At 45.4% G+C, this 19272-nt stretch carries 9 protein-coding genes, 1 pseudogene and 1 riboswitch; of the genes and pseudogenes, 9 read left to right on the plus strand and 1 reads right to left on the minus strand.

The window, feature by feature from the left end:
• Positions 1-150: pseudogene (locus HMPREF0240_RS24245) on the minus strand (ISNCY family transposase); the annotation flags it as partial.
• Positions 151-324: 174 nt separating this feature from the next.
• Between HMPREF0240_RS24245 and HMPREF0240_RS04645 the strand changes: the two are divergent.
• From HMPREF0240_RS04645 to HMPREF0240_RS04685, 9 genes are all read left to right on the plus strand, one after another.
• On the plus strand, positions 325-1161 hold the full coding sequence (locus tag HMPREF0240_RS04645; protein WP_009002288.1) for a leucine-rich repeat domain-containing protein: 837 nt from the start codon (positions 325-327) through the stop codon (positions 1159-1161).
• A 128-nt stretch (positions 1162-1289) separates the two neighbouring features.
• Positions 1290-2030: a sugar phosphate isomerase/epimerase family protein gene (locus tag HMPREF0240_RS04650; RefSeq protein WP_242833291.1), complete on the plus strand. Its 741-nt coding sequence runs from the start codon at positions 1290-1292 to the stop codon at positions 2028-2030.
• 211 nt (positions 2031-2241) lie between these two features.
• Positions 2242-2436, plus strand: a riboswitch (cobalamin riboswitch).
• Positions 2437-2710: 274 nt separating this feature from the next.
• Positions 2711-6916 carry a cadherin-like beta sandwich domain-containing protein gene (locus tag HMPREF0240_RS04655; protein WP_009002290.1) on the plus strand — a complete coding sequence of 1402 codons (4206 nt, stop codon included), beginning with the start codon at positions 2711-2713 and terminating at the stop codon, positions 6914-6916.
• A gap of 22 nt (positions 6917-6938) precedes the next feature.
• A complete protein-coding gene (locus HMPREF0240_RS04660) occupies positions 6939-10655 on the plus strand; it encodes a cadherin-like beta sandwich domain-containing protein (RefSeq protein WP_009002291.1) in 3717 nt (1238 codons plus the stop codon).
• A 95-nt stretch (positions 10656-10750) separates the two neighbouring features.
• Positions 10751-12124 (plus strand): LPXTG cell wall anchor domain-containing protein, encoded by a 1374-nt coding sequence (locus HMPREF0240_RS04665; protein ID WP_009002292.1) that lies wholly within the window; start codon positions 10751-10753, stop codon positions 12122-12124.
• A gap of 348 nt (positions 12125-12472) precedes the next feature.
• Positions 12473-14626: a hypothetical protein gene (locus HMPREF0240_RS04670; RefSeq protein ID WP_148486283.1), complete on the plus strand. Its 2154-nt coding sequence runs from the start codon at positions 12473-12475 to the stop codon at positions 14624-14626.
• A 35-nt stretch (positions 14627-14661) separates the two neighbouring features.
• Positions 14662-15597: a MoxR family ATPase gene (locus HMPREF0240_RS04675; RefSeq protein WP_009002294.1), complete on the plus strand. Its 936-nt coding sequence runs from the start codon at positions 14662-14664 to the stop codon at positions 15595-15597.
• A gap of 10 nt (positions 15598-15607) precedes the next feature.
• Positions 15608-16783 (plus strand): DUF58 domain-containing protein, encoded by a 1176-nt coding sequence (locus HMPREF0240_RS04680; RefSeq protein ID WP_009002295.1) that lies wholly within the window; start codon positions 15608-15610, stop codon positions 16781-16783.
• Between the two features lie 67 nt (positions 16784-16850).
• Entirely contained in the window at positions 16851-19265 is a 2415-nt protein-coding gene (locus HMPREF0240_RS04685; protein ID WP_035312385.1) for a transglutaminase-like domain-containing protein, read from the plus strand.
• Positions 19266-19272: the final 7 nt, after the last annotated feature.

Raw genomic sequence — 19272 nt, forward strand, 5'->3', positions numbered from 1 at the left:
ATAAAAATGATTTCTAAAAGAAATCGGAATAATTTCATCCATGTCGATATGGTTTTCCAGTAGAGACAGAAACGCAGGCTTGTCATTATCAAATTTATCTTGGCAATCTTGAAAAATATCTGCCAAAGAAAGCTGTTTGTATGGTATCATAGATATCAGAATAACTCCTTTCTGGGTAGTGGTTTATAGTTTCTAGGCAACTCTATTATACCATATCCAGTGAGGAGTTATTTGTTTTTAGTAACAGAAAAATGCCGTATTTATGAGGGTTGTGGCGTTTCGCAAACGCCTAGTTTTTAGTTTATTTGAAAGGAAGGGAAGCATATGGCAGGGGAGGTATCCGTCTGGAAAGCAAATGAGAAAGACACTCTGAATAAGGTGCAGGTGAAGAATAACGGAAATATAAAAGAATGGATTGCGGACACACATTACAGAAAGATTGGCGAGAAGGCCTTTAAAAATAATACAAAACTCCGCCGTGTTATTCTGCCTGAAAATGTCGTAGAAGTTGGAGCACAGAGCTTTTACAATACGACGCTGCGGGAAGTCGAGATGAAAGGTACAGTTTTGATTCGCAAGGAAGCCTTTTATAACTGTACAAAGCTGGGTCAGGTAAAACTTCCCGGAACAACTAATTTTATTGGAAGAAGAGCCTTCGCACAGTGCAAAAGTCTGGAGCGGGTAGAGATTGATGACGGCAGTATCTGCAGAGAAGTGAAGGCAGAGGCATTTGCCGGTTGTATTAACCTGAAACATATTGCCCTACCGGCAACGATTGCCAGGATAGAGCGGCAGGCATTTTACAAATGTACAGCCCTTGAGCACATTGATTTGCCGGATGGATTAAGGGAGATTGAGGCAGAGGCTTTTTATCAGAACGCACTGACATCCCTGGAGCTGCCGGAAGGGCTGTTAAAAATTGGAGACAGCGCCTTTTTAAAATGCAACAGGTTAGAATATGCAGCGGTTCCTTCAACGGTAAAAATAATTGAAAAGTGGGCCTTCCATGGATGCAACAGACTGAAGGTGCTTGAGATCGGGCATGATCCTGAAGAAATCGGGGCATGGATCATTAACCGCAGTGCAAAGATCCGATGTAAAAAAGGCGGGGCAGTGGAAAAATACTGCCGGGATTCCGGATTCGAAACAGAGTATATCTAATACAGCATTGCATAATTGAAAGATGAGTGCACTGCTGTACCAGACGAAAGGGATATTTCAGGGGAAACTGCCTGGATCAGGTATAAAATATTATGGTATATGCAAGTCATCTTCTTGAGGATGAAGAAATGAGACAGGTAGTAGAAGAAACTGGGGTTGGGATTGAGAGTATTGAATTCTCTATTTCTGAAAACCTGGACTGCCTGGATGAGAAAATCGCCGGTTACAGAGAACGGTTAAAATATATAGGCGCCGGAAGCCTGACGCTGCATGGTCCATTTCTGGATTTGAATCCAATGACATATGATTCCAGGATAAGGGCGGTGACGAAATCCCGCTTTACACAGACCTATGAGGCTGCCAAAAGACTGGAGGCCAGAAAGATAATTTTCCATACGGGTTTTCTTCCGGGAGTTTATTATCTGACTGGCTGGGCAGATCGAGTGGCCGAGTTCTGGAATGAGTTTATGGAAGGTAAAAGCGGTATCCAGATTCTTATGGAAAATGTATATGACCAGGAAATACCGCCCATGATTGAAGTGGAGCAGAAGGTTGAGTCCCCGGATTTTAAACTGTGCCTGGACATCGGCCATGCGCACTGCTACTCGCCCAGGCCTTTGAGCGAGTGGATTCAGGCATTTGGGAAGCATGCGGGACATGTGCATGTCCACGATAATTGTGGGGACAGGGATGCACACCTGGGATTGGGACGCGGGAATATACCCGTAGATGAGACGCTGGAGTTGCTTAACACATACATGCCGGATGCAGAATATACAATTGAGTGCAGTCAAATGGAAGACGTTCTGATCTCCAGCAGGATGATAAGCAGCTGGCGAAAGAAGCAGAAGGTAAAAATGGCCGGATGAGTGATATCAGAAATTTTTACGCATCTATCTATAAAAATTACCTAAGTTATATCAGAAAACTGGTAAAATGATACAGGACATAAATGATTCATAGTGTTGTGAATATTTTGTGAAAACCGTATGGAAACTATGTGAAAAACAGTGGACTTTTGCTGGGCCATACTTTATAATGAACTACATAGTTTAAACGGAACGTTGTTGTTAGTAATTAATTTAATATTTATATTGCGGTGCATTTCCTGGACAGCTGGGGAATGATAATAGGGAAACCGGTGCGAGGCCGGTACAGTCACCTCTACTGTAACGTGGACGAAGAAACGATTATACCATTGGCATTTATATGCTGAGAAGGTGTTTCGGAGGATGAAGCGAAGTCAGAAGACCTGCCGTGATGATTGTTACGATGTATTTCTGGGATGAAGAAATAGTCCGTTTTGTATACTAAAAATATAATATAGTAAAAAAGATGAGCTCTTCTATCGGAATGATGGAAGAGCTTTTATTTTTAATTATAGCGTATTGAATTGAAACAGACAGTATAGATACGGAGAAAGGATGAACAGAAAAATGCATTTACTTAAAGATAGTTAACGGTCAATGCATGAAACAGAATGCTGGCTGTTTCTATAAAACAATTCAGGCCTATGGCCTAAGAGGAGAAACAGGAGGGATTAAAAAGAATGAAACAAAAGCAAAAAACAAGAAGGGGGTTGTCCTGGTTATTAGCGGTGGTTGTGATGGTGACTACTGTATTTGCAGGAGGAATGCCGGTTCTGGCAGAAGGAACGACAGCGGACACGAATATGTTGTCTGGGATCAGCTTTTCTGATCCAAGCGAAGTGGGCGATCCTGTCAAACTAATATCAGAGGTTGACCCTGAAACAAAAGAATGCACAGTAGGTGTTATTGAAGAGGCGTACGAATTGGGCATATGTGCAGTTCTGAAGGAAGAAGCTGCAGGAGCCACAATCGAGGCTCAGTACCAGAATACTTTTAAGGACAGCGTGACAACAACAATGACCAGTGGTGAAGTACTGGTGTTAGACACATTGCTCGAGTATGGAGAGATCAAAGGCGGAGAGGTTCAAATCACTGTTACATTAGGCGACAAGGTAGAAACATATACAGTACACGTGGTTCGATTAACGCCCCTTATGGAGCTCCAAGTAAGTGATGGAAATATTTCATATTTGACCGGCTTTGCTGAGGACAAAACAGAGTATGAGATTACAGTTCCGGGGGGGACAGAATCAGTTGAAGTTAGCCTGATGGCTATGTACTGGGGCGATATTGATGATAATGTATACACTGTTAATGGTAAGCCTGCTGTATTAGAAGAAGGAGCTTCCTACCCGAAATGCCAGGTTCCGTTAACGGAAGAAAAAACAACAATTGTCGCAAAAGCAGAAAAGCAAGGAACTGTCGGAAAAGCATATACTCTTAATATCATCAAGGATATTAAAAAAGCTGACCTGACCGTTACAACGAACCCTGCAGATGCAACTGTAACCATTACAGACGGTGAGGGAGCGGCAGTTCAGGGAACGGATGGAGTTTACAGTCTGGAAGCCGGAAAAGATTACAACTATAAGATTGAAAGAGAAGGATTTGTAACCCAGACAGGGACGGTTAATCTGACAGAGTCAGAGACCAAAAACTTCACACTGGAGTCTGAGGAAGCACCGCTTCTTCTGAAAGGTGTTGAAGGATATCAGACTCAAAATGTTGAATTTGATGTAACAACAAAAGAGGCAACACTGGTATATGATACATCCACAGCCGTTGAATTAAGAGTCAAGCTGCATGAAGGCACGACAGATAAAGACATGAAGGTCGTTTATACTTATACGGATAGCACAGGCAAGGATGTAAAAGTTGAATCTACGGCAAAAAATCAGTATGAGTCTATGGCAGGTGCGATAAGAGCTGATGGTGAACCAAATGATATTACCATTACTGCTACAAAAGGCGGGGTAACAGAAGTTTATACCGTGCATATAAAACAGCTCACAATTCTGACAGGCCTGCAATTGAATTATGAAAATGGAGATACACTGAAATTTGATCCTGCATTTAATAAATCAACCACAGAGTATAGGACGAAGGTTCTGAGTGATGTGGATGCAGTCAACATTACATTTAAGAATCCGGATACTGGTAATTCAAAGGTAATGGTTAACGGAACAGAAGTGACCGGCACAACCTATAAGATGAATTTGGTTGATGGTGAGAATAAGGCTGTTATTAAAGTGAAAAAAGGGGGAGCAGAGCAAACTTCCTATACCGTCATTGTCGATAGAGTACAGATAGTTGAATTATCCGTGCAGGTGAACCCTAAAGATGCATTGTTTACGATCTATGATGGGGAGAATAAGCGTCTATGGCCGGAGAATGGCAAGTATAGCCTTTTCCCAGGTGACGATTACAGCTATGCAGTTACAAAACTCGGATATGTGGGCCAGTCAGGTATTCTGAATATCAGCCAGTCCGAGACAAAAGAATTTAAACTGGAGAAGGCCGCAGAAATCACGCTTCCGGAGTTGGATGCAGATTATCCGGGCTTCCGTTCCGGCCGTGACAATATGTCAATTGTTGATGCAAAGACTCCCATAACTTCAGATTCCATTGAAGTGAAGTGGGAACGCCAGACAGGTGAATATGTTAAGCCGACCAGCGGAACAACACCGATTATTGTTGACAACAAAGTTTACACACTTTCCGGAAACAAACTTTATGTTCTGGATAAGGAAACAGGAGAGATCCTGAAGACAAGTGAGACAGTAACACCAACCACATTTGGTTTGATGCCTCCTACATACGCTGAGGGAATGCTCTTTGTACCGCTGGGGAATGGAACAATTCAGTGCTTTAATGCAGAAACACTGGAATCCCTTTGGGTTTATGAAGATCCTGCGGGCGGACGGAGTGAGAGTGCGATTCGTTATGACGATGGATATATCTATGTTGGATTCTTTACAACTAAGAAATCAGGTTTCGTTTGTATTTCCGTAACTGATGAAGATCCATCTCAGCAAACGGAAAGAAAGGCAGCAACCTGGAGAGATGAAAACCTTGGCAGCTTCTATTGGGACGGATGCTGGACAAATGAAAACTATGTTATTCTATGTACCAATAATGGAGTATTACATTGTATTGATAAACGAACCGGTGAGATTATGCAGCGGGTAGATTTAGGCGGACAGGTTCGTTGTGATGTTTCTTACTACAATGGAAGAGTCTATGTTTCCAGCCAAAACGGTAATCTCTATTCTTACAACCTGACAAAGGACGGAAAACTTGATGAAGAAAATCTGATTGAACCTTTGAAATTGGGAAGTCAGAGCACAAGTACCCCGGCTATTTACAATAACCGACTGTACGTAGGGATTAATGCAGGAAAGATGTTTGGTGTAGAGGGAAATGCACTCCTGGTAGTGGATATAGATCCTACGACAGGAGCATTGACACCGGCATATGCAGTACCGACAGATGGTTACTGCCAGACTTCTGGTTTGATTGTTACAGGTTATGAAAAAGAAGACGGATATGTATATGTATACTTCCTTGCCAATTCAGCTCATGGTCAGTTATATATGATTAAAGACAAGGCAGGATTGAAGGAAGCAGATCCGGCATCCGGTTTATTCTATACGCCGACTCACGAACAGTATTGTATCGCAAGTGCAGTTGCTGACAGCGATGGCAATCTGTATTTAAAGAATGACTCCGCATGGCAGTTCGTATTAAAGCGTTCAGACGTTTATCTGAAAGAGGTAAATATAGATGGCGGTAACGGAATTATAGACGGTGGGAAACCATTTGACGGTAGTATCAATTCTCACACGATTCAGGTGGATCCCGGAACAGAGAGCTTCAAACTGGATTTGACTGCAAATGAAGGTACAGAAGTTATGATAAATGGAGTGCCCGGAGCAATGCAGGATATCAAGCTTGTTGACGGAAGGGCAGAGGTAGAAGTACAGCTGAAAAAGGGTACTACAGTCAGAACATTTACGTTCCATGTTGTAACAGGACCTGTTTTAAAAGATCTCAGAGTGGACAGTTCTCCGAATGAGGGAATGGCAAGCACCGTCGTTTACACATTAGATCCTGCATTTGATGCAATGACGACTGAGTACACGGTAGGGATTGAGGCTGATAAGGACAATGCCTATATCTGGCCCACGCGTATGAGTTCAAAAGATAAGATGACGATGACTGCCATAAGCGGTATTTCTGGTAAAAACGAAGGTGACGAAATTAAAGGCAGTACGAACTACAAGGGGAATACGTATTTCAATGTGAGATTTGCGGACAACTCAACCATAGGAAAGGTGAAGCTGACAGTAAGTTCGGAGGACGGAACACAGTCTAAGGATTATAACTTTACCGTATATTCCGGAAATGCACTTCCGATCATTACAACCGATGATGGAGCTATCTCAGAACGTACAGATAGCAGTGCAAAGCTTAATTTAACAGCAAATAAAGCAGGAGAGCTGTATTATCTGGTTCAGGCAGCAGACGCGGAAGCACCGGACAGTGCGAAGCTTATGGCAGAGGGAACAAAAGCAGATGCAGTGGAAGGCAAGAACACGATTGAACTGACTGGCCTGCAAAGAAGCGCGCAGAAGCTTTATATGATTCTGAAAGACGCATCAGGTAACGAATCTGCAGTACGTACTCTGGATATTGCATCTGCGATTATAACCGGCGATATGAATAACGATGGAAAATTAACGAATGCGGATGTATCTATGCTGCTGGATAAAGTGACAGCAAGTGAAAACGTGGATCTGGGAACAGGAGACGTTAACGGAGATGGAAAGATAACGAATGCAGATGTATCCATGCTTTTAGATAAGGTAACAGCAGGAAATAACTAAAATGATTTAGAGGGATGATAAGATGAAGGCTGGAATAGCAGAATACAAAAAACAGAAAAAAAGATGGATGGCGGGAATATTGGCTATACTGACTGCTTTTTCAGCCGTTGTCTGGCAGCCATTAAACACGAAAGCGGAGGAAGCCGTTCCTGTGGAAGCCCCCGTTCCTGTGGAAGAACCCGGGGAAACAAGCGTTCCTCTTGAAGGGATTGAGCTTAACAAAAGCGGCCTGGTGATGAAGACAGGAGACCAGAAGAGTCTGACAGCACGTCTGCTTCCGGAAAATACAACTGAGCAGCCGGAAATCATATGGAGTTCAGATGATTCGGAAGTTGCAGTAGTGGAAGGAAACGGAAATGAGGCAATTGTAACAGCAGCAGAAGGCGGCGGAGGCACGGCTGTCATAACGGCAACGGCGGGAGATTTTTCAGCCGAGTGCCTTGTCCTGGTGACCGTGCGGGAGCCGTTGCTTGAGAGTATCATCTTTATGCAGAATAGTTCGGGCAGTAACCGGTATGAACTCACAGAGGGAGTTCCGGGCAGCAATGAGTATACGCTCAGAATTCCGGAGAATACCAATGTGCTATATGCCAGGCCTCAGCTTAGAGATGATGTAATGGGAACGATTACAGCCAGATTCGTGGATTTGAATACCGGGCAGGAAACTGCGGTTGACATGCCGGTGGATGAATCCACGTCTTTGACCAATAATACTACCGGGCGGATTATCAATGCCTATGACACAGAACCAAAAGAGCTTGTACTGGAAGTGACGGCAGAAGACTGGACGGAAATTTATCAGGTTCATATAGTAAGAGGTACCTATCTGGGAGGTTTTAGTCTTACGGATGATAAGGGGGAAGAGATTCCATATACCCCGGTTTTTAAAAAGACCGTTTATGAATATGCCGTGCATGTGCCTTCTACTACCGGACAGATCAGGATCGACCTGTCGCCGGCAGAAGAAACCAGTACAAGCCTGATGGTGAATGGAGAGCCGGCAGAGAATGGCAGTTACATTTTACCGCTGCAGGGCCAGGATACAACGGCAGTTTTGAGTGCCGGAGACGGATTCCAGTCATCGCCTTATGAATACAAACTTTCCGTGTATGTGGATCCGGTCTGCCGCCTGAAGGTGAATCTGGAACCGAAGGATGCGGTATTTGCCATATATGATGCCGGACATGTGAGACTGACCCAAAAAGACGGAGGTTATGAACTGATCAGTGGGGACGAGTATACATATACTGTTTCCGCAGAGGGATATCAGACCCAGAGAGGTGCAATCAAACTAATAGAAGATGAAGAGAGGACTTTCACCCTGCAGAAATCTTCCGGCAGCGGGCTTGAGGAACTGGATGCGCAGTGGGGCGGATACTGGAAAACTGAAAGCAATCAGAACATAGTGGATGCCATGGCACCGGCTGCCCGATTGGAGGCGGAGGTTTCATGGCAAAAGCAGTATGGTGAGAATGCTGATTATGGCAAGAGTGTCAGTGACGGGATTCTTGTAGAGAACTATATCTGCTGCTTTAACGGCAACATACTCATGTATTTGGATAAGGATACCGGTGAGATTGCGAAAAGCGTAAAGATGGCAGCATGGGGAAACAGCTCTTTTACAAAGCCTCTATATGCAGCGGGGATGATCTTTGTCCCACTCAGCGATGGAAAGCTGCAGGCGTTTAATGCGAGGACGCTGAAGTCTATGTGGATCTATAAAGATAGTGTGGGCGGAAATACAGCATCAGCGCTTCGATACGATTCCGGCTATATATATGCCGCATTTGCAAATGGCAATCTGGTGTGTATCTCTATAAATGATGAGAAACCGGACAGTACCAATGAAGAGAAACTGGCAGTGTGGAAACAGTATGACAGTAGGGGATATTATAGAACCGGTGTTTATACCAGTGAAAAATATCTGTTTGCCTGCAGCCACTCCACCACGCTGTACTGTCTGGATAAAAAAACAGGGGAGATGGTCCAGAAGATTTCTCTGCCATTAGAGGCCGGGGCAGCTTCAACAGCAATCAGTTATGAAAGCGGACGAATTTATTTTGCTACAGAGAATGGTTATCTATATAGCTATGCCCTGGCTGAAAATGGAATGCTGGATACAGAAAGCAGTGTATCCCTGAAGCTGGGAGGCGCAGTATTTGGAACGCCCCTTGTCTATCATAATCGGATCTACGTGGGCAGTGCATCAAAAGATAAGTATGGTGTCGTTCAGGGACCGTATTATCTGAATGTTGTACAGATGGATGAAGCGACCGGAAGTTTGACACTGGCCTATCAGATGGAGACCGAATATGGAGCAAAAGGACCTGGCACCCTGACAACAGCTTATGAACAGCAGGATGGATATGTGTATGTATATTTCACCACAGACAGTCCCACTGGAATAGTGTATCTGTTAAAGGACAAGGCCGGTGCAGATGCACCGGGAGAGGGAAGCGGTTTATTTTATCAGCAGAGGGAGGTGTCAGGGGCCGGAAGCGGCAGCGTATTGATTGATCAGGATGGGCACATGTACATCCGTTATGAATCCGCATGGCTGTATGCCTTGCGTCCAACGGGGGTATATCTGGAGGACGTAGAGCTTGCCGGTGGCAACCCGGTGCTGGATGGCGGCCGGGAATTTGATGGACAGGCGGAAAAGCACAGTATTCTGCTGGATACAGGAGAAGATAAGATTATACTTACCCTGAAGGCAAACGAGGGGACAACGGTCTCCGTGGACGGCAAAGAAGGAAATGTACAGGAAATTACATTAACAGACGGCCGTGCGGAGGTGACAGTCATACTGACTAACGGGCAGCAGACACGCAGCTATCAGTTCTCTATCGTTCAGAGAAACACTGATGTATCACTGGAGAATCTGCAGGTGAGTTTTTCTCCAATGATAACGGTTATGGAGATGGAAATGGAACCGGTCTTCGAGCCGGACCATACAGATTATAAATCCTCTATTTATGGAGACAACAGCCAGGCAGTTTATTATATCTGGCCGAGGCTGCCGGAGGGGTCTTCGTCTACAATGAAGGTTACGGTCGAAAGCGGATCAAGTGCGGGAATGGAGCTGGAACCAATGCCGATTTATCTTGGCAAGGAGGTACTGCAGCGATACACCTTATATGCATCGGGACTGGCGCCGACCGAGGTTGCGGTCACAGTAACGGCTGAGGATGGAAACACTCAAAAGGTATACAGAATCACTTTATTTCAGAACAACGAGCAGCCTAAGATAACGGCCGGTTCAAACGCGCTCATAACCCGTGCGGAGAAAAGTGTGACGGTTCGTGTGAATGCGAGTATGGACGGTTACCTATACTATCTGTCCGAACAAAAGTCGGCGGGCACAAAGATGCCGACGGCGGCCGAAATACGTAAGAATGGGAAAAGGATGGCCGTTAGGGCAGGGGAAAATACCGTTACCATTGACGGTTTTGACCGGGAGGCCGCTGTCCTGTATCTTTACGAAATGAGTTATGCACAACGCTGGAGCAGCGGCGTGCAGATTGATGTACCGGCTTATACATTCGTGCCGGTCGACCCGTCAGGAAAAGGTGATCTGAATGGAGACGGCAAGATAACCAATTCAGACGTGAGTTTTCTGCTGGATGGAGTCACAGCGGGACGGCCGCTTTCACCGGAGATAGCAGATATGAATAATGACGGAAAAGTAAGCAATGCAGATGTAAGTGCTTTGCTGGATCTGGTAACGAAGGGCAGCTAAAGCTCTTAAGCTACCAGCGAAAGGGTGGACGACATGGTTTTAGACCATGATAATCCAATATAAACAATATAATTTCAAAGCAAAGGAGAATTATTATGAAAGTAAAAAGAAAGTGGGCGGCATTGTTAGGTGCAGTAGTTATGGCAGCCTCATGCGCAATGCTGTCTGATGGAAATGTCGTTAAAGCGGCGAGCGCACCTGTAGTTTCCTCAAGTGCGGCAAATGCAACTGGAAATATTGGAGATACGATTGTAGTACCTATCACATTTTCCAGTGAAAGTGAAAATCTGAGTGCAATTCATGGAGAACCTTCTTTTGATACGTCAGTTTTAAAATATGAAGGCGTTGATTATGTAGGGCTTCCAGGAGGAATGACCTCTGAGGCAGGTGGGAATTTTGGATATGTAACATCAGGAAATTTCAGCAATGGTACAATTAATGTGAAGTTTAAAGTTTTAAAATGTACTCCTGATCCGGTTACTGTAACAATTAATAATTTATATTACAGCAGCCATGATTACTTAGACAGCGATGCAGCAGTTGTGTCAGCAAATGTTACGGTAAACCATCCGGCTGACCAGAATCAGGTAGAAGAGACGAAAGCAACCTGTACGGATCCGGGACACAAGAAAGTGACCTGCGGTGTTTGCGGCAAGGTCCTTTCTGACGAAGATACTCCGGCTTTGGGACATGACGGCGGAACATGGAAAGTAGTAAAAAAAGCAACCTGTAAAGAAAAAGGTGTAAAAGAGTTACGCTGCAATAGGGACAATGCCCTTTTGAAATCAGAGGACATCCCGCTTCTTGACCATACATGGGACAACGGAAAGGTAACAAAGGAAGCAACCTGTAAAGAAAAAGGTGAGAAGACTTATACCTGTAAAGTTTGCGGAGATACAAAAAAAGAAGCAATTGCACTGAAAGAGCACTCATGGGATAAGGGAAAAGTGACAAAGGAAGCAACCTGTAAGGAAAAAGGCGAGAAAACTTACACCTGCAGTATTTGTGGAGATACAAAAAAAGAAGCAATCGCAGTGAAAGAGCACTCATGGGATAAGGGAAAAGTAACAAAGGAAGCAACCTGTAAAGAAAAAGGTGAGAAAGTATACACCTGTAAAGTTTGCGGAGATACAAAAACAGAAGCGATCGCAGTGAAAGAACATGAATGGGTTGTAAGCGATGATACCGACAAAGACGGATGGAAAGTAGTAACGAAGGCGACAACTTCTAAAGAAGGAAGCAAAGAGAGAGTATGCTCCATATGCGGAGAAAAAGAGACGGCTGTGATCGCTAAGCTTTCTGCAGATCCTGCAAAACCAGGAAACAATAATACAACAAATAAGACTAATACGAAGCCATCTACTGTAAAAACAGGGGATACCCTGAATGTTGTATATCTGGTTCTGATCCTTGCAGCAGCAGGCGGAGTTGCTGTTTTTGCAGCTGGACGCCGTAAGAAGAACAAATAGTTGAAAACCCCGCAGTAAGCGGTGGGGGATTTAATCCCACGGGCAGTCACCAAATGTACGTGCGAATTTGTTCACTTGGCTCGCTGCCTTCGCGGGAATAAACGAGATTTTAAGTGCAGTTATATGCAGAGTTATGATTGAAAAAATGATTCGGCCTCAGGTCCTGGGATCAGGGCCTTCAGGCAGGATCATATTTTAAGTAAATTGGGAGTGGAGTTTGAAGTATGAAGCGACATAAGATGAAAGAAACATTAAAAAAAATAAGGTGCAGCATCCGCAGCAGTGTGTCTCGCAGCACTGTTTTTTATCATGCTGGCGGTTTCTGGCCATACAGCTCCGGAGAATCCCATGGAAGACAAAGATGCGGATGCATCCCGTATGTATTTGACATCGTCCACACTTGCTATGGATGAGACGCAGCTGGCAGATGTGGAGAATGCCAACATCAATACCGGAGAAGAAGGGAATAAAGAAGCCCAGGAGGAAAAAGAAAAGGAACAGGAAGAAGATCAGGCAGAGCAGGGGGAGATGCAGCAGGAGGATGATAATGCCCAGGAGAACCAGCGGGAACACGCAAATGCGGATACTTCAGATCCGTCTTTGAGCGCTCCTTCAAGAGACAGCTTGCTTGCTTTGATTGATAAGCATAAGAATGACCCGTCTAATCCTTCTCAGGGAGGGGAAGGACCAGGCACGGGAGAGGGGGATAACGGCAATCCGGGGGACGGAGGGCCGGGGGGGAATGGCAATAAGCCTACGGAGGGCGGAGAGGCTATTACCTTGAATCCGGAGCAGTCCAGTCTATTGTTTACGACTAACCTTAAGAATGAAATCGTAGATAAGCAAGAGTATGACTTGAGGATTAAGTTGACGGAAAAGGGAAAACAATTGAATTTAGTCAGCCAGAAAGTAATACTGAATGGTTCCTCATCCCTATATCAGAATGGTATGGGTATTAAACTCAAAAAAGGGGACAATAAAGTCTCTGTTGCACTCCGTTTCAGTGATAAAACAGACGAGAAAAATCAGATTAATGCATTTACACCAACGTATACTATTATTTACGTACCGGAAGAAGAATATTATCTTAAAGTTCAAGTCTCAGCGGACCCTACTGTAATCCTTAAAGATGGAGACAATTACACTGTTAATAAGAACAATATCAGTCTGCTGGTTACTGCAAAACAGGGGACTAAGGATATTAAAGCGCGGGTACGTTTGAATAGGGGGAGCTACATGGAGCTCGATCCTTCTGACAGAGTATGCAACTTGGAGCAGCTAAACGTGGGTGAAAATACAGTGAATGTGCAAGCTGGATCAGGTGGAGGCCATCCGGACATTACCTTTACAATTACCTATAAGACGGAGACAGAAAGCCTACAATTCGAAGGTAAAGGCCCAGATGGGGGGGACGGCAATGAATTAAGTGATACGGTTGAAAGCTCCAGTTTTACAGGAAGTAAGGTATTAACATACACGGCTTCTACAACTAAATTTTATTTTCGTATCAGTCTTTCCACTGGTCAGGATAGAATAACCAAAATAGAAGTGGGAAATCGGATTGGTTGGATCGATAAGACTGACCAGAAACTTTTGGACAGATATATCGAATGTGACTTGGATGCATCTGTGAATACGCAGATTAAAGTAACATTTATGGATTCTAACAACCAAAAAAAACATTATATTTGGGAAATTGAATATGTACGTAATGAAGACGGCAATCTACCTGATAACAATAAAAAGGTGCCGTATATTGACCCGAGGAATCTAGGGGATAACGAAACAGTGCACGAAAGCCCATATACTTTCGCTGTAGCATTTTCTGATCATAATGGTGCTGTGATTAGAGATTCCAAGCAGTTTAAGGTATATCTGAATGGAGAGCCTCTGGTATTTTCCGGTATATCAGGTGGTGATTTTGAATTTACACTGTACCTGACAGAGGGAATCAATCATATCAGGATTGAACTAACTGATTACGAACAGTATAAAGCCACGAAAGACCTAACAGTGACATTTTCTCCAGATAAACAGAGTGCACAGGTGCATATGATTCTTTCGGCTAATGTACTAGGGCTGGGAACCATGATAGACGAATATGTAACTGTTCCGGCCGATCAGACGGTTGCTCAGGTTGTGAATGACCGGCTGCAAGCCTATGGATATACACCAATATATCAGGGCATTCCTACAGATGCATCATATTTCTTGGATTACATTGAAAAAAAGGGTATTCTTGATGGATGGTCAATATCGGATGAGCAGCGGGAAATGTATGAATGGCAGGGAATAACTATTGAAGATCCCGCCAGCAATGACAGTTTGGGGAAAAATATATTCGCAAGCGGCAGTTCAGGCTGGATGGTTACACAAAATAATCGTTTTATCGGACAGAGTATGGGGGTATTTGGAATCAGAGATAGAGATGTAATACAAGTGATGTTTACAATTAATAATGGGGCTGATATTAACGTGGATCCCAACAGTGGAGACTACTAAAAGCTAATAAGACAAGGTACGAGGAGGAAGAAGAAATGAATAGTCAGACGGATTCTGTCATACAGGAGATTGAAAAGGTAATCATCGGCAAGAGGGAGGTGGTAGAAAGGGTGCTCATGGCAATCCTTTCAGAGGGACACATCCTGCTGGACGATGTACCTGGTGTGGGAAAGACAACGCTTGCAGTTGCCTGCTCCAGAGTCATGGGGATGGATTATAACCGAATCCAGTTTACTCCGGATGTAGTGCCTTCCGATATTGTCGGATTCTCTATCTATAATAAAGAATATGGAAGTTTTGATTATAAGCCCGGCGTGGTGATGACAAATCTCCTGCTGGCAGATGAGATTAACCGAACTTCCAGCAAGACTCAGTCTGCTCTTCTGGAGGTTATGGAAGAGGGACAGGTGACGGTAGACGGCACAACCCATCTGCTTCCACGGCCATTTGTGGTGATCGCCACACAGAACCCCGTGGGGTCAGCAGGTACCCAGCTCCTGCCTCAGGCGCAGCTGGACCGTTTTATGATTAAGCTGGAGATGGGGTACCCGGACTTTGAAAGCCAGGTGAATATCCTGCGGGACCGCCAGACGGCAAACCCCATTGACGAAACGGATGAAATTATCCACAGAGACACAATCCTTTCAATGCAGGAGGAAGTCCGTGGAATTCATGTCAAAGATTCCATTCTGGAATATGTAACGGCATTGGCTATGGAAACCCGGAATGATGAGATGATCCGTCTGGGAGTCAGTCCCCGAGGCGCACTGGCGGTGGTAAGGATGGCAAAAGCCCACGCCTATCTGGACGGCAGAGACTTTGTGATGCCGGAAGATGTACAGCAGGTCTTTGTGGATGTCTGTGCACACCGGCTTATTATGAACCCGAAAGCAAGGGTCTCAGAGCTTTCGGCGTCGGATGTCCTGAAACAGGTTATGAATAGAACAAAATCTCCGGACAGCGGACGTTGAGGAGGCAGAGATGGTAAAATCCAGAGTTCTGTGGGCTATATGGCTGTTATTTACGGTATGCTTTTGTATTATGACAGGCGGCACGGCCGGATATCTGCTGATTGCTGTTTCCGTGGTGCTGCCGCTTCTGGCAGGTTTGCTGACCAGGCTGGCAGCGTCCGGACTGAAGGCAGAGCTTACAGCAGAGTCCTACAGTGAAAAAGGAGCTGCGGCATCCGGCCAGGTGATTGTTACGAATACCAGTTTCCTTCCGGCCGACCGCCTGCTGTGCAGGGTCAGCTGTGAGAATCTGCTGACCGGAGAAGCTGAGAATACAACACTGCGGATGGCGGCACCAGGAAAGATGCGTGCGGCAACGGAAATAGAGATAAAAAGCCGGCATTCCGGCCGGGTGAGAATGACGCTGCGGCAGCTCACACTTTTTGATCCCTTCGGCCTGTTCCGGTTTCGTATCCGATTAGGCCGCGAGATCTCGGCGCTGACGATGTTTGCCCCTCATACATTTTCTGTGGAAACGCAGATTGCCTATGGGGAGAATGCAAATCTGGACAGTGATGAATACTCCATGAAAAAGGCGGGATATGATCCGTCAGAGACATTTGCGGTCCGTGAGTATCAGCCGGGTGACCGGATCCGGCAGATCCACTGGAAGCTGACAGAGAAGTTCGACAGTCTTATGGTACGAGATTATGGCCTGCCGATTCAGAACACGATATTGCTGCTACTGGAAACCGGAAGAATAAAAGGGACAGAGAAGACAGATCCGTCCTGTCTGGACGCACTGGCAGAGGCTATTCTCTCGGTATCCCAGGAATTGATCAGCCAGCAGATTGTACATACGATTGGCTGGCAGAATCATGAGGAGAATACGTTTTCCAGTATGGAAATTGAAACAGATGAGGATCTGAATATTGTGCTTCCGGGGCTTCTTGGAGCAGTTCCGGGAGAAGATGAGATGTCTGCTGCAGAACATTATCTGAAGACCCGTGAACAGCTGGAGTTTGCCCATGTGGTTCTGTTTACCCCGCAGCATCGTTCGGCATTAAGCTTTCTGGCAGACCAGTGTCTGCTGACGGAAGTTCTGTGTGAAGAAGGCGGGGCAGGTTATGACCGGCAGGATGGGATATCCATGATTGGCACAGGGCCTGAGACAATGACGGAATATCTTTCTTATATAGAAATATAGAATCATCTGCAGTTGTAAATGAAAGCATATTAAGAATATATCAAGAGAAGTGGCGGAAGATAAGCAAATGGTAGAGAAAACAACGAAAAAAGCAGAGGCTGCTGAACAGAATGCATTTCATCTGTACAGCGTTGAAAAACAGGGGAATAAGAAAAACAGAGCAGCGGCTTATCTTGTAGACTGGATTTTTTTGTGGCTGTATCTGGCAGGAAGCACGGGATGGCTGGTATCGACGTTTCAGATTCCGGTCAGTCCGGCAGCATTCACAGGCATACAGGGAGCCATTTCCCTGCTGATGATCCTGGCCGGAACGGGCAGGGGAAAAGCCCGGTTTTTGAAGATCGCGGCATGGTGCGGCCTATTGGCGGTTACGATCCTGCTGTTTGGGGATATCTGGAACGACGGCATACATATTTTATATAATCATGCGGTAGATGTACTGGGAAAACAGTATCCCTATCTTTTGCCGGTTTATCATGTGGCGGCAGAGGGGACAATGGAGACGGTCTGCATGTATGCTGCACTGGCCTGGATGTCCGGAATGCTTGCAGTGTTAGGGCAATATCTGGTCCGGACCGGAAACAGACTTCTTCTGGGCATACAGATTGTGTTTATTCTGCTGGTGCAGATGGCTGCCGGGATCGCTCCGGAGCTGTTATGGAATATAGGTTCTTTCTTATGCCTGCTTGCCGTGTGGATACGGGGACATGGGGAGATGGTTCCGGCAGGAAAACAGCGTCTGGCTTCTCTCCAGGTATTCGCCCTCGTGGCAGCAGGAAGTGCTCTCCTGCTTTTTGGGGGCAGCATTGTACTTGGGAAGACCACTGTTACAGAGAATGATTTATTTGCAGGGTGGAAAGAAACCTGGAAGTCTATGATTGAAGAGTCACGCTACAGCGGGGACGCAGAGGTTCTTCCGGAGGGCCGGTTTACAGGGCTGGGTTCTCTCGAAACCGAAAATAAGCCGGTACTGGAAGTGACGATGACAAAACCGGAATCCTATTACCTGAGAGGGTATACCGGCAGTCAGTATACAGGCACCGGGTGGACGGATATTCCGTCGGAAAAACTCTGGGAGGGCAGGGATTTGTTTTACTGGCTCCACCAGGGGGGATTTTACGGACAGGAGTGCCTGGGGGATGCAGCAGTTGCACTGGATGAAGAGACTGCCGCAGAAGAAAGGAATACTGTTGTGGTCAGGAATCTAGCTGGCAGTTCCAAGTACTGTTATGTGCCATATGAATTACAGTCGGTGAAGGAAGCGGACCTGCAGACCAGGATGGATGCCCAGAAAATAGGAGATGCCGGATTGATTGCCGGGGGCTGGAATGGAGATCGGGAATATGTATATCAGGCGCTTTCTAACCAGATTACCAAATACCCGGTTTACGATGCCAGGCTGCTGGATAAGAAAAATCTCACGGAAGCAGGGAAGGCTTACAAGCGAAACGAAGAATTCTACAATGAATTTGTTTATGCAACCTATCTGGATATCCCATTTGAACTTACGTCTGCCCTGCATGAGCTTATCGATACGGGAGAGACGGAACAGGGCGAGAAGCATGTGGACTATGCAGAGGCGAAACAAAATATACTGTATGTGCTGACGGCAGATTATACGGATACGAAGAAGCTGGACGGTAGCTGGAACGGTTCGGATTTCATACAGGAGTTTCTGAATTATTCTAAAAAGGGCTATTCTGTACATTTTGCAAGTGCAGCGGCTATGATGTTCCGTTACTATGGAATTCCGTCCCGCTATGTGGAAGGATATCTGGTTACGCCGGAGGATGTCAAAGCAATGACAGCAGGGGAACCGTATATTCTGGATGATACCCATGCCCATGCCTGGGTGGAATACTACCAGGACGGGGTTGGCTGGCTGCCCTTTGAGGTTACCCCATCGTACATAGGTACGATGGACAAAGCAGAGGATTTCCAGGATATTTCCGGGCTTTCAGGCCAGGGATCGGAGAACCAGCCCGATGAACCGGAGGAAGAAGAGGAAGAGCAGAAGAAAGAAGAGGAAGACGAAATTGACTGGCTTCTGATTCTGGAGATTGTGTTGATAACGGGAATCTGTCTTATGCTTTTGATTATGCTTGTATTTCTAATCTGGGTTCTGCTGCAGAGACACAAAAGCAGGAAGGCGAAAAAGCTGTTCGGCTCTGCGGACAGAAGGCTGGCGATCCGGGCACTCTTTGAGTACAGCATGAATATTCTGTCCGTGGCCGGCCTGGATATAAGGAACACGTCCCTGTACGATTACAGAGAACCGGTGGGGGATATGTTTGACGAGGAAACAGCGGCAGAATATGAGGAGATCGTGAGAATCCGTCAGGAGGCAGTCTACAGTGAACATGAGATTACAGAGGAACAGCGGGAAATTCAGGAATCGTTTAAAAATAAAATCTGGATTCGGATCTATAAGAATGGAAATATCATACAGAAGTTCCGTCTGAAATATATCTATTTCCTGTAATAGAACG

Source organism: Clostridium sp. D5 (assembly GCF_000190355.1).
Taxonomy (GTDB): Bacteria; Bacillota; Clostridia; order Lachnospirales; family Lachnospiraceae; genus Faecalicatena; species Faecalicatena fissicatena_A.